This window comes from Streptomonospora nanhaiensis, assembly GCF_026642255.1.
In the GTDB taxonomy this organism is placed as follows: Bacteria; Actinomycetota; Actinomycetes; order Streptosporangiales; family Streptosporangiaceae; genus Nocardiopsis; species Nocardiopsis tropica.
In genome coordinates this window covers 2,488,043-2,512,688 of sequence record NZ_CP113264.1, presented here as the reverse complement: position 1 = coordinate 2,512,688, position 24,646 = coordinate 2,488,043, and the positions used below count along the sequence as shown (strand labels likewise).

At 70.8% G+C, this 24,646-nt stretch carries 20 protein-coding genes; 13 read left to right on the top strand and 7 right to left on the bottom strand.

What is annotated here, in order from left to right; translation table 11 throughout:
* Positions 1-3: 3 nt before the first annotated feature.
* Together OUQ99_RS10880 and OUQ99_RS10875 are read right to left on the bottom strand one after the other, a co-directional pair.
* Positions 4-690 (bottom strand): glycoside hydrolase family 11 protein, encoded by a 687-nt coding sequence (locus OUQ99_RS10880; RefSeq protein WP_267949315.1) that lies wholly within the window; start codon positions 688-690, stop codon positions 4-6.
* A 588-nt stretch (positions 691-1,278) separates the two neighbouring features.
* Positions 1,279-2,367, bottom strand: a complete 1,089-nt coding sequence (locus OUQ99_RS10875; RefSeq protein WP_267949314.1) for a type I restriction endonuclease — start codon at positions 2,365-2,367, stop codon at positions 1,279-1,281.
* A 783-nt stretch (positions 2,368-3,150) separates the two neighbouring features.
* Between OUQ99_RS10875 and OUQ99_RS10870 the strand changes: the two genes are divergently transcribed.
* Both OUQ99_RS10870 and OUQ99_RS10865 read left to right on the top strand, forming a co-directional pair.
* Positions 3,151-4,884 (top strand): hypothetical protein, encoded by a 1,734-nt coding sequence (locus tag OUQ99_RS10870; protein WP_267949313.1) that lies wholly within the window; start codon positions 3,151-3,153, stop codon positions 4,882-4,884.
* Positions 4,881-5,813, top strand: a complete 933-nt coding sequence (locus OUQ99_RS10865; RefSeq protein ID WP_267949312.1) for a hypothetical protein — start codon at positions 4,881-4,883, stop codon at positions 5,811-5,813. Before OUQ99_RS10870 ends, OUQ99_RS10865 begins: the two co-directional genes overlap by 4 nt.
* A gap of 87 nt (positions 5,814-5,900) precedes the next feature.
* Here OUQ99_RS10865 and OUQ99_RS10860 read toward each other — a convergent pair whose 3' ends face one another.
* Complete coding sequence (locus OUQ99_RS10860) at positions 5,901-6,260, bottom strand: MmcQ/YjbR family DNA-binding protein (RefSeq protein ID WP_267949311.1); 360 nt, start codon at positions 6,258-6,260, stop codon at positions 5,901-5,903.
* A gap of 295 nt (positions 6,261-6,555) precedes the next feature.
* Between OUQ99_RS10860 and OUQ99_RS10855 the strand changes: the two genes are divergently transcribed.
* Together OUQ99_RS10855 and OUQ99_RS10850 are read left to right on the top strand one after the other, a co-directional pair.
* The gene (locus OUQ99_RS10855) at positions 6,556-7,614 is read left to right on the top strand and encodes a type III polyketide synthase (RefSeq protein WP_267949310.1); all 1,059 of its coding nucleotides are present in this window, start codon (positions 6,556-6,558) and stop codon (positions 7,612-7,614) included.
* 33 nt (positions 7,615-7,647) lie between these two features.
* A complete protein-coding gene (locus OUQ99_RS10850) occupies positions 7,648-8,079 on the top strand; it encodes a nuclear transport factor 2 family protein (protein ID WP_267949309.1) in 432 nt (143 codons plus the stop codon).
* 49 nt (positions 8,080-8,128) lie between these two features.
* Here the strand turns inward: OUQ99_RS10850 and OUQ99_RS10845 are convergent, their stop codons facing one another.
* Positions 8,129-9,148 (bottom strand): methyltransferase, encoded by a 1,020-nt coding sequence (locus OUQ99_RS10845; protein WP_267949308.1) that lies wholly within the window; start codon positions 9,146-9,148, stop codon positions 8,129-8,131.
* A 636-nt stretch (positions 9,149-9,784) separates the two neighbouring features.
* On the opposite strand from OUQ99_RS10845, the gene OUQ99_RS10840 reads away from it, so the two are divergent.
* From OUQ99_RS10840 to OUQ99_RS10800, 9 genes are all read left to right on the top strand, one after another.
* A complete protein-coding gene (locus OUQ99_RS10840) occupies positions 9,785-10,489 on the top strand; it encodes a class I SAM-dependent DNA methyltransferase (RefSeq protein ID WP_267949307.1) in 705 nt (234 codons plus the stop codon).
* Between the two features lie 344 nt (positions 10,490-10,833).
* A complete protein-coding gene (locus OUQ99_RS10835) occupies positions 10,834-11,781 on the top strand; it encodes a SagB/ThcOx family dehydrogenase (RefSeq protein ID WP_267949306.1) in 948 nt (315 codons plus the stop codon).
* A 4-nt stretch (positions 11,782-11,785) separates the two neighbouring features.
* Positions 11,786-13,057, top strand: a complete 1,272-nt coding sequence (locus OUQ99_RS10830; protein ID WP_267949305.1) for an MFS transporter — start codon at positions 11,786-11,788, stop codon at positions 13,055-13,057.
* A 425-nt stretch (positions 13,058-13,482) separates the two neighbouring features.
* The gene (locus OUQ99_RS10825; protein ID WP_267949304.1) at positions 13,483-15,081 is read left to right on the top strand and encodes an ABC transporter substrate-binding protein; all 1,599 of its coding nucleotides are present in this window, start codon (positions 13,483-13,485) and stop codon (positions 15,079-15,081) included.
* On the top strand, positions 15,081-16,040 hold the full coding sequence (locus OUQ99_RS10820; protein WP_267949303.1) for an ABC transporter permease: 960 nt from the start codon (positions 15,081-15,083) through the stop codon (positions 16,038-16,040). The genes OUQ99_RS10825 and OUQ99_RS10820 overlap by 1 nt, the downstream gene beginning before the upstream one ends.
* A complete protein-coding gene (locus OUQ99_RS10815; protein WP_267949302.1) occupies positions 16,037-16,936 on the top strand; it encodes an ABC transporter permease in 900 nt (299 codons plus the stop codon). The genes OUQ99_RS10820 and OUQ99_RS10815 overlap by 4 nt, the downstream gene beginning before the upstream one ends.
* Complete coding sequence (locus tag OUQ99_RS10810) at positions 16,933-18,786, top strand: dipeptide ABC transporter ATP-binding protein (RefSeq protein WP_267949301.1); 1,854 nt, start codon at positions 16,933-16,935, stop codon at positions 18,784-18,786. The genes OUQ99_RS10815 and OUQ99_RS10810 overlap by 4 nt, the downstream gene beginning before the upstream one ends.
* Before the next feature lie 81 nt (positions 18,787-18,867).
* Entirely contained in the window at positions 18,868-20,871 is a 2,004-nt protein-coding gene (locus OUQ99_RS10805; protein ID WP_267949300.1) for a CocE/NonD family hydrolase, read from the top strand.
* A complete protein-coding gene (locus tag OUQ99_RS10800) occupies positions 20,868-21,539 on the top strand; it encodes a TetR/AcrR family transcriptional regulator (RefSeq protein WP_267949299.1) in 672 nt (223 codons plus the stop codon). Before OUQ99_RS10805 ends, OUQ99_RS10800 begins: the two co-directional genes overlap by 4 nt.
* A gap of 204 nt (positions 21,540-21,743) precedes the next feature.
* On the opposite strand, the gene OUQ99_RS10795 is transcribed toward OUQ99_RS10800, so the two are convergent.
* The 3 genes from OUQ99_RS10795 to OUQ99_RS10785 form a co-directional block, all read right to left on the bottom strand.
* Positions 21,744-22,307, bottom strand: coding sequence for a CG0192-related protein (locus OUQ99_RS10795; RefSeq protein ID WP_267949298.1), 564 nt, complete (start codon positions 22,305-22,307; stop codon positions 21,744-21,746).
* Between the two features lie 76 nt (positions 22,308-22,383).
* Positions 22,384-23,688 carry a PP2C family protein-serine/threonine phosphatase gene (locus tag OUQ99_RS10790; RefSeq protein ID WP_267949297.1) on the bottom strand — a complete coding sequence of 435 codons (1,305 nt, stop codon included), beginning with the start codon at positions 23,686-23,688 and terminating at the stop codon, positions 22,384-22,386.
* Positions 23,685-24,497, bottom strand: a complete 813-nt coding sequence (locus OUQ99_RS10785) for an alpha/beta fold hydrolase (RefSeq protein ID WP_267949296.1) — start codon at positions 24,495-24,497, stop codon at positions 23,685-23,687. Before OUQ99_RS10785 ends, OUQ99_RS10790 begins: the two co-directional genes overlap by 4 nt.
* Positions 24,498-24,646: the final 149 nt, after the last annotated feature.

The window sequence follows — 24,646 nt, the reverse complement described above, 5'->3', positions numbered from 1 at the left end:
CTCTCAGCCGCTGACCGCGAGGTTGGAGTTCCCGCTGCTCTGGTACCCCTCCGTCGCGAGGACCATGTAGTAGTTGAAGGCGCCCAGCCCCATGCCCGCGCGGTTCCACGCGTCGAAGTGGTTGCCGCTGGTGATGGTCCCGCCCGTCCTCCTGGACTGCCGCACGCTCCAGTACTGCGGGAACGTTCGGATGCCCTCGACGGAGGGGGCGTTGTAGCGCATCGTGCGGTAGATGTCGTACGTGCCGCCGTCGGTGTTGACCGTGCCCCGGTACTCCCCCGTGGGCCGGTACGTCCCGTAGTTGTCGACGACGTAGTACTCCACCAGCGGGTTCGACGTCCACCCGTACAGGCACAGGTAGCCGTTGCCGGACGGGTTGAAGCTGCCCGAGTAGTTCACGTTCCTGCGGCTGCCGTTGCCCCAGCCCTTGCCGCAGACGAAGTTGCCCGTGTTCCTCCACGAGGTGCTGTAGCTGCCGCCGGAGCCCAGCGTCATGGAGACCGACCCGCCGCCGTCGGTCCAGAAGGAGTAGTAGAACCCGTTGTGGGTGCCGGTCTGGTTCTCGGTGATGGTCGTCCGGGCCAGGGCGGGGCCGGCCATCAGCCCGGGCGCCGCCACCGCCAGGGCGCCGGCGCCGCCTATGCCGATGAATCTCCTGCGGTCGAACGGGCGGAGGGGGTTGTCGGTCATGGTCGCTCTCCTCTTCGTGAGGCCGGCGCGGAGCCGGGCGGCGCGGCACGACCCGGTGGGGATGACGGCGACCGGGGGCGGTCACCGCACGTCGGTGCCGTACGGCGCTGGGGGAACGGCGGATTGCCGTGACCGGCAGTATTCGTCCGCCTCCTCGGGGTTGTCAATGGTTTCCGAAATGTTTCGTAAACTGATGCGCGCCACGGATGGCCAAAAGTCCAGTTCAGGAGGTTGCAGAAAGCGAAATCCGGATCATCCCACGACTTGTCGACACACAGAGCCGGGACTCAGGTCCGTTTTTTCGAAATATTTCGAAACCTCTCGGTCTTCCTCGGCCGGGCGGTTCGAGGGAACCGGGGCGCACGGGCTCGGCCGGGACGGACGGGTGGCGACGTCTCCTCACCGGGGAGCAGCGGAGTCGTGACCGGGGTGCCTCGCGCCAGCAACGGACGAGGGCGGGTCCGGCCACGGCCCGGGCCCCACGTGAGCGGGGCGCCGACGGTCCGCACAGAAAAAGACCGCCGGACGCCCCTGGCGGTCCGGCGGGTACAGCGGCGCAGAGCCGACACGGAAGCCGTCGGCACGGCGTCAGGACAGGTAGCTCCGCACCACCTCGCGGATCTTGTCCGCGTGGAGGTAGATGTCGTCGATCGACCCGAGCAGGTGGCGCGTCTCGTTCTTGTCCGCGTCGAAGACACCGAGGTACTTCTTCGACCGGGCGTTGAAGTGCAGGCGGGCGATCGGCCTGCGGTTGTTGTCGTCCAGGAGGATGGCGAAGTAGCTCTTGGAATCGCGGTGGGCGATCCGCTGCGGCTTGACCTCGCTGCACGCGATCGCCTTGACGACCTGGTAACCCTCCAGCTCCTCCAGAGTGGTCTCGATACCGGTGCCGCGCTCCAAGTCCTCGTCGGCGGCCTCCCGGCTGCCGACCGCTTCCTCCTCCGCCTCCGTCTGCGGGCGGGTGGACTCCAACGCCTTCTTCAACCGCATGTTGACCTGGTCGTCGAGGAAGGCGGCAGCGGCCTCCCGGACGAGAGGTGTGAACTGCTCACGAGCCCGCTTGGTGAAGGACTTGTCGTAGACGCGGCTGGCGAAGAACTTCACCCATTCGTCCTCCGGGTCCTGGAACTCCTCGGCCAGGGTGCGCTTGATCGCACCGAGGTACTTGAGCTTCTCCGCGGCGTCGATCACGGAGTTCAGGTCGAAGGTCTCCTTCGTCAGCTTGCGCAGTTCGGGGAGCAGGCTCTCGTCGACATCACTGAAGTCGAGCACCATGAACGGCTTGGAATCCATGCGGTTGGGCGCTTCGAGGTCGGTGTAGAACTGGTATTCCACACCGTTGGTGAGGACCGCGATCCGGGCGTTGGTGACGGAGAAGTAGCGGTAGAGCTGGGAGGCGTGCTCCACCTTCAGCTCGCCGTTCGCCTTCTTGCACTCGATGAGGATCTGCACCTCGTTGTCGCGCACGATGGCGTAGTCGACCTTTTCGCCCTTCTTCATGCCGACGTCCGCGGTGAATTCGGGAACCACCTCACGCGGGTCGAAGACGTCGTAGCCGAGAATGGTCGCGATGAAGGGCATGACGAAGGCGTTCTTCGCCGCCTCCTCCGTCTGGGTCATGTCACGCTGCTTCTGCACCTTGGAGGCGAGCGCCGACACCTTCTCTTCGAACTGCATGACACACCCTTCGTGAAATCCCGGACAAGGGAAACGACAAGAGAGAACCAGGGACCGCCGCACACGCGCGGCAGCACCTCGTCAGCCGAGAACCAGCGCCGCCGTGTCGTGCCCACCGCTCTCGACGACGGGAACGGCGGGCCTTATCCGGGGCGGTGGAGGGTTCTGGTCTTGCCGTAAGCGCCTCTGGGAGAGCACGCGCACCTCCGGGGGGATGAATTGAGGAGGCACCGTGCCCTCCTGAAGCGGCGGACACGGCACCGCGTCCGAACCGGAAGGCAGACCCACCGGACGGACGCACACCTCTGCGACGCTCCGGACAACCAGGTGGATTACACGGGCTCGCGTCGGAGGGCCTCCGGCCACCTCGGCCTTTCCCTTCCCAGGACTGCGCCCCGAGGCGGACGGCGCCGAACTCCCGAGGCCGAGGCAGCACTCCCAGCGCCGTGACCAGCCACAGCGGCAACCGTCCAGGATCGGGTCCCGAAGACGGTGGCGGCGCAGCCCCTCGGCCGAGCCGGAACCGCCCGCCCCGAACCGGCCTGTCCCCTTCGACGAGGGCACGGCGTGCCGAGACCGGCCTCTCCGGCACGGGGTCCGCACAGGCCAGCACGTTAAGACACCGGACTGTCACACCCTGTCGCAATGATGTCGGCATGCCGAGGTGCGGAAGCACCCCACACCCTTTCGCCCTCGATCCATCAGCACTCCTTAGAGTCGCCTTGACCAAAACTCGATACAGAGTTAAGGTCCGACTGACCATTTCCTTGAGCGGGGAGCCCAATGAGCGCTGTCCAGACCCCACCAGGCCGTGAGACCTTCGAACCTCCCACTGGCGCAACCCACCACCTGTGCATCGGCACGTACGTCGACGAGGAGTTCCGCAACCTCGTCATCGACGAGGTCTGCACCGCCCCCTACCGCCGCGTCGCCCCCTCCTACGGGTTCGACCTCGTCCCGGTCATGCGCCATGCCTGGTGGGCCACCCATCTGCAGGCTCTACCCCGCCTGGCGATCGCCGCGTGCGTCCTCGTGCCCCTCGTAGGCGGACAGATCGTCTCGGTACTGCTGTCGCTGTGTGCGCTCGCCTCCCTCCTACTCCTGAGGCGTGCCTGCCAGCTCTCAGTCGCGATCTCCTTCGACAGGCCGTCTCTGAGCCCGTTGTCCAAGAAGAAGCCCTCCCGTGCACGCCTCTCTCCCGAAGCATGGCGAGGCAAGCGCTGGGAGAAAGCAGCCCTGCAGAAGACAGGGATGGGGCTGCTCACCATCGCGGCGGCCTGGGTCCTGCTCACAGGTTCCTTTCCCGGCCAGGCCCTGCTGTCGGCGCTCCTCTTGCTGACGGTGCCCGTCGCAGCCGTACTTGCGGGGACGCTCAGCCAGATCCGGATCAACAAGGTCAGGGAGAGCGTGGATCTACGTCCCCGATGCATCTCACCCAGGGAAAAGGCAGTTGACGCCCAACAGGACCACGCGTGCGTGGTGTACCAACGTCCGGCGCACGACAACAGCGAGGACGACGAAGAAGCCGTCTTCACGCTCTTCGGCGACGACTCCCCCTTCATCGGGGCCGGCGAACTCATCCACCAGTGGAATCCCCCGATGAGCATCCCCCTTTTGCGCCCCGGAAGCGATGAGCAGCCCCTCCACGAGCGCGAGTACGAGACCCCGCCGTTTCGCGCCCACGAACTGGTGGAATACCTGCGCGGCTCCGTCGAACAGTTGCGTTGGGACCAGGAGGACGTGCGTCTGCCTGTGGAGGTACGCGATCGCGTGTACATCGCGGAGACCGATGTCTCGATCGATCGTGAACTGCTGAAGGAGCCGGTGGGACCCGCGGCCATGCGCCGGATCATCGACGGACAGAGCGCTTCGCGACACCACTTCCTGGAGGTGAGTGTTCCTGAGGCGGGCTCCGAGCTCACCGCCACCGTCCTGCTCCAGGTGAACTTGCAGGGCCGTACGTTGAGCCTGTCCTTCGCCGCGTGCGTACTGACCCGCACACCACGAAAGTTCCAGCAGGTCAACGAATTCGGCCAGTACGGAAAAGGCGCCGTACTCCGTGCTGCACTGCGAGAGCTGATACGGCTACCGCGGTTGGTCGAGTCGTCCCCGCGAGTGTTCCGCTACCCCTGGGTGCTGGCGAAGGCCCTGGTCCTGCCTTCCGAACTCACCCACTCCCCTATTCGCAATGTCCTCATCGGTACCCGCTTCAGCGTGCGCGAACACCCCGCACAGGAGTGGCGCAAGGTGCAGTTCGAGAAGACACGGCTCCTGGGCCAGATCAAGACGATCGAGCGCAGGCTCCTTCGTGCCGCCAGCGACTTTCTCACAGCCTCGGATGTGGACACCTCCGAGTTCAACAACCGGGCGACGCAGATCGTCAACAGCGGAATCCTCAATCTGGGCGGCAACAACGAGATCTCCCACTCGTCGGTCGGCAGTAACGCCCAGACCCACAACACGGCACCCTCACAGCAGCCTCCAGCCGGCTCGACACAGAACGGAAGTGCGGCATGAACCACCACAGCGTCCCGGCGGGAAACCAGGGCATCGTCAATCAAGGCGGCAGCAACCATATGAGCGGTAACGCGGTCGGGCACGGAGCCAGCGTCACCAACACGCTCCCGCCCACCGCGCTCCTCACACCCGCCGAGGCGTCCGACTCCACCGCGACGGACCGCTGGGACCTGGGTGTGGTGACGATCCTGCCGGTGGAGACACGGGCCGTGGTCGACGCCTTCGCACTCCGCTCGGAACGCGACAGCACGGGCCTCTACTTCCGGACCGGAACGGTGCGCGAAGGCGACCAGACCCTGCGCATCGCCGCCATGCAGACGCACAGCCCCGGGCAGCGCTCGGTGATGTCGACCCTGGGACACCTGGGCAGCCGATTCGCTCCCAAGCGGTGGGTCCTGCTGGGGATCGGAGGAGGACTCGACCCCGTGGACGCCCGTATCGGCAACGTCATCGTCTCCACACGTGTCGTCTACTACGACCAGCGCAAGATCACCGAAGGCGAGTCGGTGCAGCACCGCGGGGAGGACAGGGAGGCGCCGGCCGAGATCGTCCACGCGGTCAACGCCTACTTCAGCGACCGGGGCTCTCCGGCTCCCCTGCGGGGTCAGGCGCCCGGCTACGAGACCGAGCCCTACGCGGCCCTCCCCGGGTTGATCGGCTCCGGGGAAGCCGTGATCGCGGCCCGCGACAGCGAGGTCCGCGGATACCTGAAGCACTACAACGACAAGGTCCTGGCCGTGGACATGGAGTCCGGAGGGCTCAGCCAGTACTGGCAGGAGAACTCCGTGGGCGGCAGTACCAATCCGAGTTGGCTCGTGGTCCGGGGGATCTCCGACAACGCCGACCAGAAGAAGAACGACGACAGCCACGACCTGGCCGCACGCAACGCCGCCCACGTCCTCCGTGAGCTGCTCCCCTACCTCTGCTGACCTTCGCTCGGCCCCGGCCCGGCGGGCCGGGGCCGAGAGCACAAAACTCTGATGAGCAGGCCGAGGCTCGGCTGCCCGAGATCCGGGTCAGGCCTCGACCAGGGCCGCCGGGGTCGGCGGAACGGTGAGCAGCTCCTCGGGCGCGGTCAGGTACCAGGCCTCCAGGGTGAGCTCGCTGAGCTCGTCCAGGTCGATTCCGTCGAGGTGGACGACCACCCAGCCGAACCCGCCCGCCGTGAACTGCACCTCGAACACCTCGGGCCGCTCGGCCACGAGCGCGGTCTGCTCCAGCAGGGTCTGCTTCAGCCCCACGGTGGCAGTGTCCGGCCACAGGTAGCCGAACGGCTTGCCGCGCACACGGAACGTCGTGTACCGGTCCGACTCCGTGTGCTCGCACCCCGGCAGCGCTCGCACCAACCGCAGAAACCGCTCGATCTCAACACCCATGGGGTGAGACAACCACATCCCACCGACACCGCGCGCCCGGTGGGGGTTGGGGAACGCTCGTCCGCCCGTGCCCTGGTCCACGCGGATCGGAATCCCGGTGGGCACGACCAGCAACACAGCGGAGGCCGTCGGGGAGGAAGCGTGTCCCGGCCCTAGCCAGGGGGCACACCGTGATTCTGGGTAGAGAAGTACACAAAAGGGAGGAACTGGGGCACATTCCCCGACCGGGGCGAGCGGCGGGTACCCGGTGGACACGGCGGTACGGCGTCCACCGGTGCGGCGAGGAGGCTTCGACATGGAAGCGGTGCAGATCAGCAGTATCGGTACGGCCCTGCCGCCCGCTGCCCTGGACCAGGCGGAGCTGCCCGGTCTGCTGCCCGCCGACCACCCCGGGGAGCGGCTTCTGCGCAGGATCCTGGCAGGTTCGGGGATCCGCAAACGCCATCTGGTGATCGACCCCCGCGTCGAAGACGGCTCACACTGGTCCACGTCCACCCGGATGCGCCGGTTCCAGGACGAGGGCCTGCCCCTGGCGACGGAAGCGGTCGGGGAAGCGCTCGACCGGGCAGGGGTCCCGGCGGAAGAGGTCGGCCTGCTGTGCCTCGTCTCCTCGACCGGCTACGGCACCCCCGGGGTCGACTCCCGGCTGCTCCGCGACCTGGGGATGCGCCCCTCCACCCGGCGGCTCGTGGTCGGCCACATGGGATGCTTCGCCGCGCTTCCCGGCCTGGCCGCGTGCGTCGACTTCGCGAGCTGCCACCCGGAACCCGCGGTGCTCCTCAGCCTCGAACTGTCCTCGCTGCACCTCCAGCCCCCGCCGTGGGACGTGGAGCAGTTCGTCATCAACTCCCTGTTCGGCGACGCGGCCGTGGCCCTGGTCGTCGAGGGGGACGCGGGCCGGCCCCCGGACCACCCCGCGCCGCTCGTGCTGGACCTGGCCTCCCACACCGACCACGGGCACGAGGAGCACATGACCTGGGAGGTGGGGGACCAGGGGTTCAGGATGGGCCTCTCCGCGGCCATCCCCGACCTGATCGCCACCTGCCTGCCCGGCCTGGTCGCCGACCTGCTCTCCCCGCACGGGCTGACCCCCGGGGACGTCGACTGGTGGGCGGTCCACCCCGGCGGCCGGCGCATCATCGAAGCCGCCGAGGAGAGCCTCTCCCTCGGCCCCGCGGCGACCCGGGCCTCACGACACGTCCTCCAGGAGTACGGGAACTGCTCCTCCGCCGGGCTCCCGCTTGTCATGGCCGAGCTCCAGGACACCACCCCCCTGGCTCCCGGGAAGCACGGGGTCGCCATGACCTTCGGCCCCGGCCTGACCCTGTACACCGCCTTGCTCCAGGGCACGTGAACCGCGCCGCCGCACCGAACTCGGGGAGGGACCGTGCACGAGGAGACCGCGCGCCTGCGCTCGCTGTTCGACCGCGCCGACATCTACGACCTGCTGGCCGAGTTCGTCCGCTGCCTCGACGACCGGGACTTCACCGGATACGCGGCGCTGTTCACCGAGGACGGGGTCCTCCGCATGCCGGGGAGGGAGCACCGCGGCCGCGCCGGCCTGGCCGAGTACGTGGAGGCCGACCTGGGGCACTACCACCGGACCCACCACCTGAGCGCCAACCACCGGGTGGAGGTCGACGGCGACCGCGCCACGTCCCGCTCCTCCATGCACGCCGTCCACCTGCGCAGCGCGGACGACCCCACGGACTGGTGGTCGGTCGGCGGCTGGTACGACAACACCTACCGGCGTGCGGGCACGGCCTGGCGGTTCCACACGGTGGACATCACCCCGGTCTGGCTCGGTGAGGGACCCTGAGCCCGGTATCTTCCCTCCCCGTTGGGAGGCGGTGCGCGACAGGAGCGGTTCAGCGGGGCACGGCCTCGACGAGACTGTGCGGCGAAGAGGTCGGGACGACGCGTCGGAGTTCCAGGTCCGCCCCGGCCAGCAGTTCGGCGAACTGCTCCTCGGTGCGCTCCCGACCACCGGAGAGGACGAGCATGGACAGGTCCATGGCCTTCCCCGGGTGGGGAGCGCCGTCCGACGGCAGCACCGACTCGATGAGAAGGAGTTTCGCGTCCTCGCCCATGGCCCTTCGACAGCTGCGCAGGATGGCGGTCGCGCGCTCGTCGGACCAGTTGTGCAGGACCCACTTCAGCACGTAGAGGTCGCCGCCCGGCGGCACCTCGCGGAAGAAGTCCCCGCCGACCACCGAACACCGGTCCGCCAAACCCTCGTTCCGGATCCTCTCCCGGGCGGAGTCCGCGACCCCGGGGGTGTCGAAGACGACCCCGCTCGCGCCGGGCTCGCGGTGCAGAACCGCGCTCAGCAGGGCCCCTGATCCGCCCCCGACGTCGACGATGCGGGAGGCGCCCGCGAAGTCGTAGGCGTCGAGCACCGCGGGCGCCGCGACCCGGGTCAGTTCCCGCATCGCCTCGTCGAACAGGCGGCCGTGTTCGGGGTGGTGCGCCATGTAGTCGTAGATGTGCTCCCCCGCGACCACGGGGAAGGTGGCCTCGCCGGTGCTCAGGCTGTGCCGGACTCCCCCCAGGACCAGGGGCGCCACCGTTCCCGCCAGGGCCAGGACGGAACGCACGGACGCCGGGTGATCGGAGCGGAGCGGGCCGCCCGTCTCAGTCAGCTCGAAGACACCGGGCCCGGTCTCGTGGAAGAGGCCGCGGGAGGCCAGCAGCCGCATCATGCGGTGGAGGGCTCCGGGGTCGGAGTCCGTGCGCTCCGCCAGGTCCTCGGACGAGCGGGGCCCCGAAGCCAGGAGGTCGGCGATGCCCAGTTCGGCCGCGATCTGCAGCGCCCGGGCGTGGACGATCTCGTCGCCCAGGTCGAGCAGGGCGTAGGCCCGCTCCTGGTCGCTCCTGTCACAGGCCACGCGTTCCCCCTGTCCCGGCCCCTCGGCACACCCGTCGGCCACCGGCCGGACTGCCACCGACTGTAGGTTCCCCCAGGTGGGGGTTCGGGTAGGGCCCGCGCGTGGCGTGTCGGTCCCGAAGGTGCCCGGAATGACCGCCCGTCCGCTGCCCCTCCTGCTCCTCCGAGCCGCCGACGCAACCACAACCGATGGGGGTGTCGGCCGATGGGCTCGACCGCGCGGCGGGGGACGTCGGGCACGGCAGAACCGGGACGGACGCGGAGCCGCCGGTTCAGGGGACGATCCTGTTATGGGATATGACCTATCGGGATCTTCGCAACTGTCCGGGGTCAAGTCAGGCCCATAGCGCCTCTTTCCCGACCACACCAGCCCCCTATTTCATTGGAAAAACTCGGCCGCATGGCCCTTCTCCGGATATCACCAGTTTGGATGCCCCGTCGTTCCCCCGCTGTCCGTATGTGGCCAGAGCCTTGACCGAAGATAGGGCCTACCATAATTTTTACTCAATAACCTCAGGGTTGATTTTGGAGGCCGAAGATTTCCACTCATCCCCCCTCGGCGTCTCCCCTGGAAGCCTATGAAGGGCTTGCCAGCCAATATGACGCGACATCGAGAACTTCCGACTACCACCGTTGGATGAACCTTTTCGGCGATCTCCTGAAAGAATTCGGCGCACCGGGAGAGCGACTTGTCGACCTCGGCTGCGGCACCGGAAACAGCTCTGTGGAACTCCAGAAGATCGGCTACAGGGTCACCGGAGTCGACCTCTCGCCCGCGATGGTGGCGGCGGCCAGGGGCAAGGAGGAGATGCGGAGGATCGATTTTCTCGTCGGAGGGTTGACCGACCTCCCCCTCCCGCCTTCGACATTCGATGCCGCGATCTCCGCGGGCGAGGTGTTCCACTACCTCTCGGGGGACGAGGAGCTGGACGCGGCCTTCGCCGAGGCTGCGCGTGTGCTGGTCCCCAACGGCCTTCTGATCGTGGAAGTGAACACCGAGCTGTCCTTCCGTGTGCTCTCCCAGGCTCCCAACATCCGCAGGTCCGACAACGGGTTCATCTCCTTCTCGCCGCTGGCGCCGGCCGACTTCTCCCCCGGCGAGGCCATCGACCTCGAGGTGGACTCCTTCGCGCGGGTGGCGGGCGACCTCTGGGAGCGTTCCGTCACGCGGCACCGGCTGCGTCACCTGACGCACGAGCGGATCCTCGCGAGCATCGCCTCCGCCGGCCTGGAGTTCGTCTCCGTCCGCGGTTTCCACGGAGGGGCTCTGGAGGACGGCCTGGACGACGGAAGACACCCCAAGGCTCTGTACGTCGCCCGACGTACAGATTCCGTGGCTTGACCGCGGAAATCCCCCAGTTGGAACTCCGTTCCAACAGCTAAGGAGAAGGCCATGATCAAGATCGAGCCCGTCGAAGAGCTGACCATCATCATCCAGTTCAGCCCGAGCTAGCACGCGGTCAGAGGAGGTCGGCCCCCTGGCGGGGCCGACCTCCTCCTTTTACAGGGAGCACCACTGTGAAGTACAGGTCGGCAAAACACCTCGAATGCTTCTGGGATGCATCCGGTTTCTTCGTCAAGAACCCTCTGACCAAGGCGAAAATCAGCACCGATCCGATCACCGCGAGCGTTCTCCACAGCTTTTCCGAGTTGCGGTCCGTTTCTGATGTCGCACAGGAACTGGGGTTGGACGAGGACGTCCTGGACAGTGCGGCGTCCTCCCTCTATTCCCTGGGATTCCTCGAATCCGAGGAGCAGGACGGAGCAAGAGGCGGCACAGAGGGTTTCGACGCCTGGGCGCCCTGGGGAAGGGAGGGCCTCTCGTTCCACTTCTCCACCAGGGACGCCCCTTTCACGGAGAGCACCGACGAGATCCGTGAGGAGCTCACCAAGGACCCGTCGCCTCCCCTGTTCAAGGAGTACAAGGACGCGGACAGGATTTTCCTCCCCCGGTACCAGGAAGATCCCGGCCGCTCCTACCGGGAGGTCCTCTACCGGCGGAGGACCCATCGGGACTTCGCCGACGCGCCTGTCGGACGGGAGGTCTTCTCGACCCTCATGGCGATGACCTTCGGGGTGAAGGACTTCATCGACGCCCAGCAGTTCGGCGCCCTCATGCTGCGCACCAGCCCCGCCGGCGGCGCCCGTCACGAACTGGAGGCGTACACGGTCGTCACCGGCGTAGCCGGGATCGCCCCGGGGATATACCACTACAACGTCCGGGAGCACTCCCTGGAACTGCTCAAGGAGGGCGAGTTCCGGGACAGCCTGACCCGTGCGTGCGACTCGCAGTCGGGGGTGGGCGAAGCGCCCTTCTCCGTGGTCCTGACCGCGGTCGTCCCACGCCTGAGCTTCAAGTACCGGCATCCTCGCGCCTACCGGGTCATGCTGATGAACTCCGGGCACCTCGGCCAGACCTTCGTCCTGACGGCGACGGCGCTGGGGCTGGGCCCCTTCCAGACCGCGGCCTTCAACGACTCGGCCGTCGAGGAGCTGCTGGGCGTCGACGGGGTCCGGGAGACCGCGCTGTACGTCCTCTCCGCCGGTGTCCCCGCCGTGGACGCCAACGGCAACGCGGTCCTCTCCCACCCGCCGATGAGTCTGGAGGGCTCCCGGAAGGCCAGGTTCGAGTAAGCGCATGGACATCGACTCCTCGCAGGCCAGGGGCGATCCGCCGGCGGTGGGGCTGGGGGGAGCCTTCCACCGCTTCTGGGCCGGACACACGTCGGCCAATCTCGGCGACGGCGTCCTCCTGACCCTCTTCCCGCTCATGGCCGCTGCCCTGACCTCCGACCCCCTCGCGGTCTCGATGCTGACCGCGGCGGCCTACACCCCCTGGCTGCTGTTCGGCCTCCACGCCGGGGCGCTGATCGACCGGATCGACAAGCGTCGCGCCATGGTCGTCGGCAACCTCCTGCGCTGCGTGCTGCTCGGGGTGCTCGCGGTGCTCTCCTGGTTCGGCCCGGTCCCCGTCTGGGGGCTGTGCCTCTTCGTCCTCGCCCTGGCGGTCTGCGAGGTCTTCCACGACGGCTCGGCCCGAGCGCTGCTGCCCGCGCTGGTCGCGCGGAACCTCCTGATCAGGGCCAACAGCCGCCTGCAGGGGACGCGTGTGGTGGCCTCGGACTTCCTCGGCGGCCCGATCGCGGGTCTGCTGTTCGCCCTCTCCACGGGGACGGCTCTGCTGTTCAACGCGGGGGCCTACCTGGTGGGGGCGCTGTTCCTGCTCTCCGCGGCCGTCGCGGCCCGTTCCCTCGGCGGGGAGGGGAAGGACGAGGGCGAGCGGGCCCCGGACACCGGTCGCGCCTCGCTGACCCGCGAGGCGCTGGACGGGCTCCGGTTCGTCAGGGACGACCGCGTCCAACGGGGGTTCGCCGTGGCCGCCGCCTTCTCCGGGTTCGCCACCGGCGGGGTGTCGGCCATCCTGGTGCTCTACGTGACCCGGACCCTCGACGTCCCGGAAGCACTGTTCGGGGTCTACACGATGCTGTCCGCGGTCGGCGCGCTCACGGCCTCGTTCCTGTGCGCCCCGCTGGGGCGGTGGTGCGGCCACGGGCTCCTGCTCATCGTCGCCCACATCCTCGGGGGCGGGGTCCTGCTGACCATGGGGCTCTTCCCCCACGTCGTCGTGGGAGCCCTCGCACTCGGTGTGTTCGGCCTGGCGGCGACGACGATCTCCGTGAGCGCCGCCTCCATCCTCCAGGCGGTGACGCCGATGCCGATCCTGGGGCGCGCGTCCATGGCCCGCATGCTCCTCGCCCAGGCCTCCGTCCTCCTGGGGGTCTTCACCGGCGGCCTGTTGGGAGGGTTCGGGCTCCACGTGCCGTTCGTCGCCGGAGGGGCCCTGCTCCTGGCGGCGCCCCTGGTGTTCGGCCGTGTGTTCCGGGAGGGGGCGAGGCGCGCTGCGGTGTGACCGGCTCCCGCCACGGGTCAGGGGGTTCTTCCGCGCCATCGGTACCCAGGTCGTGGCTCCGCTCACGCGACCGGGCCACACGAAGCGGGCAGCAGGAACGCACAAGGGGTCTCTCGCGCGGCTCCCCGAACACACCGGCACCCATCCGCCGGACTGTCACGGCACCGCCTCTTCCCGTCGGCGGGCGGTGGGCACCGTGCAGGCGGCCGGTGCGCGCGGCGTCGGCGCCGTGTCGGCGCGCGGAACGCCTACCGTCCGCTGACACGTCTGACCTGCGGTGATCGTCGGCGGGCACACGTGACCCCTCGCGTTTACCCGCTTTACCACCCGTTGAACCATCGTCTTCCGACCTCTATCGTGCATGAGTCGTATCAATCGTTCAGTGAACGATTGATCCGTTCGCAGCACACCACGGAGGGGAAGACATGCCGCGTACACCGGGGGCCGAGGGCGCCCCGCCGCGGATCCCGCGCAGAACTGCTCTGCTGGGGGGAGCCGGGGTACTCGGGGCGGCGGTCCTGCTCCCCGGCTGCGCCGCGTCCGGTCCGCAGGCGGCGCCGGCGCTCCCGGAGGCCGCGGCCACGGGCGCCACGGCCGACGGCGGCGTGCTGCGGATGGCCCGGCCGCCGGCGTCGCAGGCCGAGACCCTGGACCCGGCCAGCTCCCTGTCGGCCTACGAGTACCTCGGCGCCCTGTACAGCCGGCTGGTCCGGATGGACGCGGAGGGGCAGACCGTGCCCGACCTGGCCACCGGGTGGGAGTCCGACGACGCCGGTCTGGTGTGGACCTTCCGGCTGCGCGACGGGGTCCGCTTCCACGACGGCCGCGGCTTCACCTCCGCGGACGCCGCCTACACGCTCCGCCGGATCGTCGACCCCGACCTCGCCTCGCCGCAGGGGACGGTGCTGGGCCCGCTGGTCGACCCGGGCCGGGTGCACACCCCCGAGCCGGGCGTGCTGGTGGTCGAGCTGACCACGCCCAACTTCGAGTTCCCGGCGCTGCTCACCAACTACCACTGCTACGTCGTCCCCGACGGGGACGGCGACACGATCGGCGCGACCGGCATCGGCACCGGGCCCTTCCGCCTCGACTCCTTCTCCCCCGGCGGCCGGGGCCGCATCGTCGCCCACGACGACCACTGGGAGGGGCGGCCCGCCCTGGACGCCATCGAGATGTTCTCGATGACCGACATCCAGGCGCGGACCAACGCGCTGCTGGCCGGCCAGGTCGACCTGATCTCGCAGACCAACCTGGACTTCGCCACCGCCCGCGTCGTCGAGGCCTCCGAGCGCGCGACCATCGCGCGCTCGGTCAACGCCCAGTGGTACGTGCTGCCCATGCTCACCACGGCCGAGCCGTTCACCGACGCGCGCGTGCGCCGGGCGATGAAGCTGGCCTACGACCCGCAGCACGTCATCGACGTGGCCCTGCAGGGCACCGGCGTACCGGGCAACGACAACCCGGTCCCGCCCGACACGCCCTACTGGACCGACTACGCGCTCGAACGCGACCCGGACCGGGCCCGCGCCCTGCTCGCCGAGGCCGGGCACGAGGGCCTGAGCCTGGAGCTCTACACCTCCGCCTACGACCCGGTGTTCACCCCGATGGCGCTCGCCTACCGCGACTCCGCCGCCGAGGCCGGGATCGACATCACCGTCCGCAACACCTCGGCGGACTCCTACTACACCCAGATCTGGATGCAGAAGCCGCTGATGGCGACGTACTGGTACACGGGGCGTCCGGCCGACCAGCTGCTCAACCAGGTCTTCCGCAGCGGTTCCTCCTACAACGAGACCGCCTGGTCCGACGGCGCCTTCGACGACCTGCTCGACGCCGCCCGCGCCACGGCCGACGAGGACCGCCGCCGCACCCTGTACCAGGACGCCCAGCGCATGGTCGTGGACGAGGGCGGCGCGATGACCCCGATGTTCGCCGACCGGCTGGTGGGCCTGTCCCGGGACGTCCTCAACTACCACGAGTCGGGTTTCGAGTTCGACTACCTCAACATCGGATTGAGGCCCTGATGATCGTCTACATCTCCAGGCGGCTGCTGTCCGCGGTCGTCACCGTGCTCCTGGCGTCGGTGATCGTGTTCGCCGCCGTGCAGCTGCTCCCGGGCGACGTGGCCACGCAGGTGCTCGGCCAGGACGCCACCCCCGACGCCGTGGCCGCGCTGCGCGAGCAGATGGGCCTGAACCGCCCGGCCGTCCTGCGGTTCCTCGACTGGATCACCGGTGCGGTGCGCGGCGACTTCGGGGTGTCCCTGGTCTCCGGCGAGCCCGTCTCCGCGACCCTGTGGCTGCACCTGCGCAACACCATGCTGATCGCGGTCGCCACCATCGCCGTCGCGGTCACCTCCTCGATCGTGCTGGGCGTCGTCGCCGGCCTGTACCGGGACCGCTGGCCGGACACGGTGGTCTCCACCCTGACGCTGATCGGGATGAGCGTGCCGGAGTTCGTCGTGGCGACCCTGCTCGTGCTGGCGCTGTCCATCACCGTGCCGGTCCTGCCCGCCGTGGTCCTGGACGAGGCGTCCGCGCCGGTCGCCGACCTGCTGCCCGCGGTCGTCCTGCCGACGATCGCGCTGTCGGTGGTGATGACCGCCTACATCGTGCGGATGACCAGGACCAGCGTCATCGACGTCATGGAGAGCGAGTTCGTGACCACCGCGCGGCTCAAGGGCCTCGGCACGGGCCGGGTCGTGGTGCGCCACGCCCTGCCCAGCGCGCTTCTGCCCACGCTGAACGTGATCGCGATGAACGTGGCGTGGCTGGTCGGCGGCGTGGCCGTGGTCGAGAACGTCTTCAACTACCCCGGCGTCGGCCGGATGCTGCTGGAGGCCGTGCACAACCGCGACCTGCCGGTCCTGCAGGCCATCGCCGTGGTCAGCGCGGCCGTGTACGTGCTGTGCAACCTCGCCGCCGACCTGGGGGCGATGGCGCTCAACCCGCGCCTGCGCACCGGAGAGAGGAGCGCCCGATGACCGGGTCCCCGCACGGGGCCTCCGGGCCCGCCGAGACGACCGGGTCAACCGGAACGGCCCGCACGACGCTGCGCTCGCTGGCGCGGTCCACGCCCGCCGTGGTCGGGCTGTCCCTGGTCGCCCTGCACGTGCTGCTGGCGCTGCTCGCACCGCTGCTCACCTCCTACTCCCCCACCGCCAACGACCCCGGCAGCGCGCTGCTCGGCCCGGGCGCCGACCACTGGGCGGGCACCGACGCCTACGGCCGCGACGTGGTGAGCCGGGTGCTGTACGGCGGCCGCTACGCGCTGACGGTGTCCTTCGCCGCGACCGCCTGCGCGGTGGCCCTCGGCACCGTCGTGGGCTGTGCGGCCGCGCTCAAGGGCGGCCGGCTCGACGACGCGCTGATGCGCGTGCTGGACGCGATCCTGGCCATCCCGCCGATCCTGGCGCTGCTGGTCGTGGTGACCGTGCTGGGGACGGGCCCGGCGGTGATCGTCCTCGCCGTGACCGTGGTCTACGCGCCCCAGGTGGTGCGCGTGGTGCGCGCCGCGGCGCTGGGCGTGGCCCCGCTCGACTACGTGACCGCCGCGCGGGCGCGCGGTGAGCGCACCGTCTCCATCCTGGTCCGCGAGGTCCTGCCGAACATCGCCCACGTGGTGTCGGTGGAGTTCGCGATGCGGGCCTCGTGGGTCGTGCTGCTGATCAGCTCGCTGTCCTTCCTCGGGTTCGGCGCCAACCCGCCCACCCCGGACTGGGGGCTGATGGTCGCCGAGAACCGCACCGCCATGGTCGTGGTGCCGTGGGCGACGCTCGCCCCGATCATCGCCCTGGCGACCCTGGTCGTCGGGCTGAACCTGTCCGCCGACGGCCTGTCCCGGGCCTGGGGCGTCGACCGCGCGAAGGAGAGCTCATGAGCGGCACCGAGTCAGGCCCCCTGGTGCGGGTCGAGGGGCTGTCCGTGGCCTACCGTTCCGGCGGCGCCGACGTGACCGTGGCCCGCGAGGTGTCCTTCGAGGCGGCGGCAGGGGAGACGGTGGCCGTGGTCGGCGAGTCCGGCAGCGGCAAGTCCACCGTCGCCGGGGCCCTGCTCGGCCACCTGCGGCACGGCTCCCGGGTCACCGGCGGCCGGGTACTGGTCGACGGCAAGGACGTCCTGTCCCTGGACCGGCGGGGCCTGCGGGAGCTGCGCACCCGCGACATCGCGATGGTGGGGCAGAACGCGGGGCACGCGCTCACGCCGTCGATGCGCGTCGGCGCCCAGATCGGGGAGTCCCTGCTGTCACAGGGGCTGACGCGCGCGCAACGGCGCGAGCGGGTCCGCTCCCTGGTGGAGAAGGTCGGGCTGCCCGATCCCGGGAGGATCGTGCGCCGGTACCCGCACCAGCTCTCCGGCGGGCAGCAGCAGCGGGTGGCGATCGCCATGGCGCTGGCGGCACGGCCCAAGGTGCTGGTGCTGGACGAGCCCACGACCGCCCTGGACGTGGTCACCCAGGCGCGGATCCTGGACCTGGTGGCCGGGCTCGGCGAGGAGTTCGGCCTGACGTCGGTCCTGGTCAGCCATGACCTGGGGGTCGTCGCCCGGATGGCCGGCCGCGTCGTGGTCATGCGGGAGGGCGAGGTCGTGGAGGCGGCCGGGGCGGCCGAGCTGTTCGACGCTCCGCGGCACCCGTACACGCGCCGCCTGCTCGCGAGCGTGCCCAGGATCGGCGACCGGGGACTGGCCGAGGTCGCCGAGGACGGGACGCGGACCGTGCGCGAGCGCGTGCCGGTCCCCGACGACGCGCCCGAGGTGGTGTCCCTGCGCGACGTCACGATCGACTACGGCGCGCACCGGGCCGTCGACGGGGTCTCGCTCGGTCTGCGCCGGGGCGAGGTGCTGGCCCTGGTCGGGGAGTCGGGCAGCGGGAAGTCGACGCTGGCCTGGTCCCTGGCGGGCCTGCGCGCACCGTCCTCCGGAACCATGCGGCTGCTCGGCACGGACACCGGGGGCGGGGACCGCCCCGGGGACGGAAACCAGGACGGCGACGGCGACCTGGCCGTGCGGGCGCGGCTGCGTCCGCCGGGCGTCCGCCGCCGCGTCCAGCTCGTGTTCCAGAACGCCGACACCTCCCTCAACCCGCGGCGGATCGTCCGCGAGGCCGTGCGCCGGCCGCTGCGGTTCTTCGGCCTGGCCGAGCGGTCCCGCGCCGACGACCGGGCGCGCGAGCTGATCGCGGACGTCGCCCTGGACCCGGCGCTGTCGGACCGGCTGCCCGGACAGCTCTCCGGCGGGCAGCGCCAGCGGGTCGGCATCGCCCGCGCCCTGGCCGGGGACCCGCGCGTGGTGGTCGCCGACGAGGTCACCACGGCGCTCGACGTGTCGGTCCAGGCGGCCGTGCTCGCGCTGCTGGACGACCTGCGCACCGAGCGGGACCTGGCGTTCGTGTTCATCAGCCACGACCTGGCGGTGGTGCGCGGGATCGCCGACCGGGTCGCGGTCATGCGCGACGGGCTGGTCGTGGAGGAGGGCCCGGTCGAAGCGGTCTTCTCCGGTCCCAACCACCCCTACACCCGGCGGCTGCTGGACGCGGTCCTGGAGCCGCGGCCGGTCGGGGCGGGCGGCGGCACGACCGCGCAGGCGTCCGAGCCGGCCGGGGAGACGGCCGGGGACACGGCCGCCCTGCCCCGGGACCTGGCGGAGGTCCCCGACCCGGAGTGGATCGACCTGGGCGGCGGCCACCGGATCCGCCGGTGGGACGCCGACGGGACCGGCCCGCGGTCCTGACACACGGGTCCTGACACACGGTTCCTGGCACACGAACGGTCCCGTCACGCACGGGCCCACACGAGAGACGAACGGGGGAGCATGCGCTACCGAGAGGACTTCGCGCGCGAGGTCGAGGTCCGCGAGGACTGGATCCCGATGGCCGACGGCACGCGGCTGCACGCGCGCGTGTGGCTGCCGGCGGACGCCCTGGCGGACCCCGTCCCGGCGCTGCTGGAGTACCTGCCCTACCGCAAGGGCGACTGGACGTCGCCGCGCGACGCCCAGCGCCACCCCTACTACGCGGGCCACGGCTACGCGTCGGTGCGGGTGGACCTGCGGGGGTCCGGCGACTCCGAGGGCGTGATGCTCGACGAGTACGCCGAACAGGAGACCGCCGACGGGGTCGCGGTCGTGGAGTGGCTGGCCGCACAGCCCTGGTGCACCGGCCGGGTGGGGATGTTCGGCATCTCCTGGGGCGGGTTCAACTCGCTCCAGATCGCCGCCCGGCGCCCCGAGCCGCTCAAGGCGATCGTCACGGTGTGCTCGGCCGACGACCGCTACGACAACGACGTGCACTACATCGGCGGCTCGGTGCTGGGCATCGACATGGCCGGCTGGTCCGGCACGATGCTGGCGTTCACGTCGCGTCCGCCGGACCCGATCACGGTCGGCGACGCGTGGCTGCCGATGTGGAAGGAGCGCCTCGACGCGCTGGAGCCGTTCGTCCACACCTGGCTGGACCACCAGACCCGGGACGACTACTGGCGGCACGGCAGCGTGTGCGAGGACTACTCCGCGATCGACGCCGCGGTGCTGGCCGTCGGCGGCTGGGCCGACCCCTACCGGGACACCGTGCTGCGGCTGGTGGAGCACCTGCCCGGCCCGGTGCGCGGGCTGCTGGGGCCCTGGGCGCACCAGTACCCCGACATCGCGCGGCCGCCCGGCCCGCACATCGGCTTCCTCCAGGAGACCCTGCGCTGGTGGGACCACTGGCTCAAGGACGCGGACAACGGCGCCATGGACACCCCCCGGCTGCGCTCCTGGGTCCAGGAGCCGGTGCCGCCCGCGACCGCCTACACGGAGCGGCCCGGCCGCTGGGTCACCGACGACGCCTGGCCCTCCCCGGCGACCCGCTGGTCCGAACAGGCCCTCGGCGCGGCGGGCTGCGCGCCGGTGACGGTGCACAGCCCCCAGCACACGGGCGTGGACGCGGGCCGCTTCTTCCCCTACGGCAACGCCACCGACCTGCCCCCCGACCAGCGGGAGGAGGACGGCCGGTCGACGTGCTTCGACGGCGAGCCGCTGGCCGAGCGCGTCGAGGTCCTGGGCCGGGCGCGGGTCCGCCTGCGCCTGGACGCCGACAGGCCCCGGGGCACCGTCATCGTGCGCGTGTGCGACGTGGCCCCCGACGGGGCCTCGACCCTCGTCACCCGCGGCGTGCTGAACCTGGGCAGCCGGTACGGGCGGGACCGGTCGGTGCCGTGGGAGCCGGGAAACCCCGAGGACGTGGAGGTGGAGCTCACCGGGACGGGATACGCGTTCCCCGCCGGGCACCGGATCCGCGTGGCGGTGTCCACCGCGTACTGGCCGTGGGTGTGGCCGCAGCCCGACGACCCGTCCCTGACCGTGTGGCCCGACCGGAGCGCGCTGCTGCTCCCGGTGCGGCCCGCGGGCACGGACGAGGGGCGCGCGCCGGTGGAGTTCGAGGGGCCGGAGCAGGCGCCGCCGCTGGCGGTGGAGCTGGGCGCGTCGGAGCCCCGGCCCGAGCGCCTGGTGTCGCACGACGTCGGGACCGGCGAGTGGGTGCTCGACGTCGATCCCAACTACGGCGGGTCGCGCACCTACCCCAACGGTCTCGTGTACACGGAGAAGGCGCGGGAACGGTACCGGATCCGGGTCGACGACCCGTTGTCGGCCATGGCAGGATCCGAGTGGGAGATCACCATGCGCCGGGAGGACTGGGACGTTTCCGTGCGGACGTCGAGCGAGCTGACCGCCACCGCGGACCACTTCGTCGTGCACAGCACGGTGGAGGCCCGCTCCGGGGGCGAGGTCGTCGCCACCCGGCGCTGGGAGCGCGAGATCCCCAGGACCGCGGGATGACCGGCCCTGCCGAGGGGGCGCCGGCCGCCGGGACGGCGGGGGCCAGGCGCCGCGCGGTCGCACCGGACAAGCGCACCCGCCAGCCCACCGAGGTGCGGCGGCGGCTCATCCTGGAGGCCGTCGTGCCGCTGGTGATCGAGCACGGGGCGAGCCGGGTGGGCGTGCGCGACATCGCCCGCGCGGCGGGGGTGTCCGTGGGCACGGTCACGTACCACTTCGGCGGTGTGCGGGAGATCCTCAGCGAGGCGGTGTCGATCGAGATCGACGCCTACTACCGCCCGCTCGGCGAGCGGATGCTGGCGTGCCCCACCGCCGCGGAGGGGCTGACCACGCTCATCGAGGGCGTGTTCAGCGCGGAGACCGACCGGCACTGGCGGCTGTGGTTCGACAACTGGGCGGCCGACGCCAGCCTGGAGCCGGACTCGCGCCAGCACCGCCGGTACGAGGAGTGGTCGGACCGGGTGGCCGAGCTGATCGCCCGGGGCCGCGACCGGGGTGAGTTCCGCTGCCGCGACGTCGCCGAGACCACGACCCGCTTCAACGCCCTGGTCGACGGTCTGGCCCTGCGCCGCCTGCGCGGGGCTCCGCCGCTGAGCATCGAGCAGGCCCGCGCGCACCTGCGCCGGTTCCTGACCGGGGAGCTGGGCCTGGAACCCTCCCCGGCCTGAGCCGCACGGGACCGTTCCCTCCTCACTTCTCGGTGGGGAGGGAGCGGCCCCGGCGGCCTGCGCCGTCCGATCCGGTTCGCGGGGGACGTCGGCGGGCCGTATCCGGGCGGAACGGCCGGGGCCGGCGGAGTCGACCGCATCGTCCGCGATCCGCCGGGGCTTCGGTGGAGCACACGACGGAGGCCGGGGTCGGAGGACCTCGGATCAGGACAGGGTCGCGACCACCACCTGCAGGTCCCCGCACCGGGCGCGGAGGCGCGACCTGCCCTCGGCCTCGGCGTCCAGCACGCGCGGGATCAGCACCTGCCCGCCCTGGGCCGAACCGGCACCGGTGTTCTCCTCACCGGATTCCCTGGAGACCAGGACCTGCTGCGGCCTGCGTCCCACGACGCGTCCACCCTCGTGGATCTCCAGCTCCGCCTGTTCCTGCTCGCCCGCCAGGGCCCGCCGGAAGCACGCGAGCGCCACCCCGTCCCGGGTTCCGTCGTAGACCCAGCGCGGCCCGAGGACGGAGTGCTCCAGGGTTCCGACGAGGTGCTCCTCGTGACCGGCAAGGGGCGCGCCCCTGTAGGTCAGCGGCACGTGGAGCAGGCGGTCCCCGCGCCGGACCAGGAACGCCTCCACCCCGACCTCGCCCTCCGGGTCGTCGAACCGGTACGCGCCCAGCACCTCGTCGGGCCCCTGCCCCGCCCACGGACGGCCGTCCAGCCAGGCCCCGATCAGGGCCGGTTTGCTCGGTGTGAGGGTCGCACTGTGAATGATCGCCATGGGCACCAGTATCCGCCAGCGGCTCCGCTGAAGCAGGTCCGGGGGCCGCCCGCGACGACACAGCCCCCGGCGGCCCTCACGCGGTGGCCGCCCTCCCGGCAGCGGTACCCGGGACAGCGGGCACCCCGAGCGCGAGCAGCGCGGTGTCGTCGTCGAGCCCCTCACCGAAGCTCCAGAGCAGGTCGCTCAGGGCGTTGATCACCTCGGAGGGGCTGGAGGGGGCGTGTTCGGCGGCGAAGGCGAGCAGGCCGTCCTCGCCGTACAGGGTGTCGCGCCGGGGTCCCGTGCGGGCCTCGGTCAGGCCGTCGGTGTAGAGCAGGAGGGTGTCGCCGGGCGCCAGGACGGTCTCGGCCGTGGCGAATTCGGCGCCGGGCAGCACACCGACGAGCATCCCTCCGGGGGTGTCCAGGAGGTCGGCCCGGCCGTCGGCGCGCAGGACCAGGGCCGGCGGGTGGCCGCCCGAGGCCAGGCGGACCCGGGCGGTCCCTCCGTCGCTGCCGGGTTCGAGGGTGCCGAGGACGACGGTGCAGTGGCGGGCCTCCTCGTCGTGGGCCTGGCCCTCCAGGAGGACGGTGTTCAGCGTGCCCAGGGCCTCGGCCGGCTCCGAGGTGTGCAGGGCGGCGGCGCGCAGGGCGTAGCGGGCCCGGGAGGTCAGGGTCGCGGCCTCGGGGCCCTTGCCGCGCACATCGCCGAGGAAGAAGACCCAGCGGGTGTCGTCCAGGCGGAGGAGGTCGTAGAAGTCGCCGCCCAGCTGGTCGGGAGAGGCCGGGTGGTAGTAGGAGGCCGCTTCCATGCCCGGCACGGCGGGCAGGCTGTCGGGCAGGAGGGCCTTCCGCAGGACCGTGAGCGCGTCCTTCAGGCGGGCCCGGTCGGTGTCGGCCCGCTCGCGCGCCCGGTCGGCCTCGGCATGGGCCCGTTCGGCCTCCCTGCGCCGGTGCAGCAGCTCTTCCTCGTAGGCGCGGCGTTCGGTGGCGTCGAAGACGTTGGTGTGGATCAGCAGCGGTTCGCCCGCGCTGTCGTGCTTGACGGCGGAGGAGACGAGCACGGGCAGGCGTGCGCCCCCGGCGACCCTCATCTCCAGGGCGATACCGCTGACCTGGCCCCGCATGTACAGCAGCGGCGCGAAGTGCGTCTCGTGGTAGAGCCTGCCGCCCACGGTGAGGAGGTCGCTGAAGCGCATCCGGTCCACCACGGCGTCGCGTTCCAGGCCGAGCCACTCCAGCAGCGTGGCGTTGATCCGGACGATCGTGCCGTCCATGAGCGTCGACAGGTACCCGCAGGGCGCGAACTCGTAGAGCTCCTCCTCCCCCTGCTTCAGCAGCGCGCCGACGGCCGTGTCGGGGCGGCCGCTCCTCTCGGACGGTTCGGCTTCCCCGGTCACGGCGTGCGCCGCAGGGTGTCCAGGAAGCCCAGGATCGCCTCCGCGGTGGCCTGCGGTGCGCTCAGCTGCGGGCAGTGGCCGGTGGCCTCCAGCGTGACCAGCCGGGAGGAGGGGATCGAGTCGTGGACGAAGGCGCCGACCCCGCGGGGCGCGATGAGGTCCTGGGAGCACTCCAGAACGAGGGTCGGGACCTCCACGCCCTTCAGGTCCGCGCGGTTGTCGGACAGGAAGGTGGTGCGGGCGAAGACCCGGGCGATGTCGGGGTCGGTGGCGCAGAAGCTGTCGGTCAGCTCCTGGCCCAGCTCGGGCCGTTCCGGGTTGCCCATGATCATCGGCGCCATGGCCGACGACCAGCCCAGGTAGTTGGACTCCAGGGAGTCCAGCAGTTCGTGGATGTCCTGTGTGCTGAAGCCGCCGCGGTAGTCCCCGTCGTCGATGTAGCGGGGCGAGGGGGTCACCATCACCAGGGCGCCGATGCGCTCCGGCACCGCCTGAGCGGCCAGAACGCCGACCATGGCGCTGACCGAGTGGCCCACGAACACGGCTCCTTCGAGGTCCAGCGCCCGGCTCAGCTCCACCACGTCCTGGGCGTAGCCCCCCAGCGAGGAGTACCTCTCCTCGCTCCAGGAGGCCAGGTCCGACCCGCCGGAGCCGACGTAGTCGAAGAGCACCACCCGGTACCGCTCAGCGAGGGCCGGCGCCACCAGGCGCCACAAGTTCTGGTCGCAGCCGAACCCGTGGGCGAGGACCACCGTGGGCCCCTCGTCCGTCCCGGTGATCGTCACGTTGTTCCTGCGGAGGACGTCCACCCCGGACACCCCTTCACCTGGTCCAGTCCACCGAAAAAGATATCTGATCCCATCAGACCATATTCGGTGGCAAACCTCGTGTTTCAGGCTCTTGGGGGTGAGCGGTTCCTCGGGTCGGCGCCGTATCCGGATTCGGTGTGCGCCCCGGT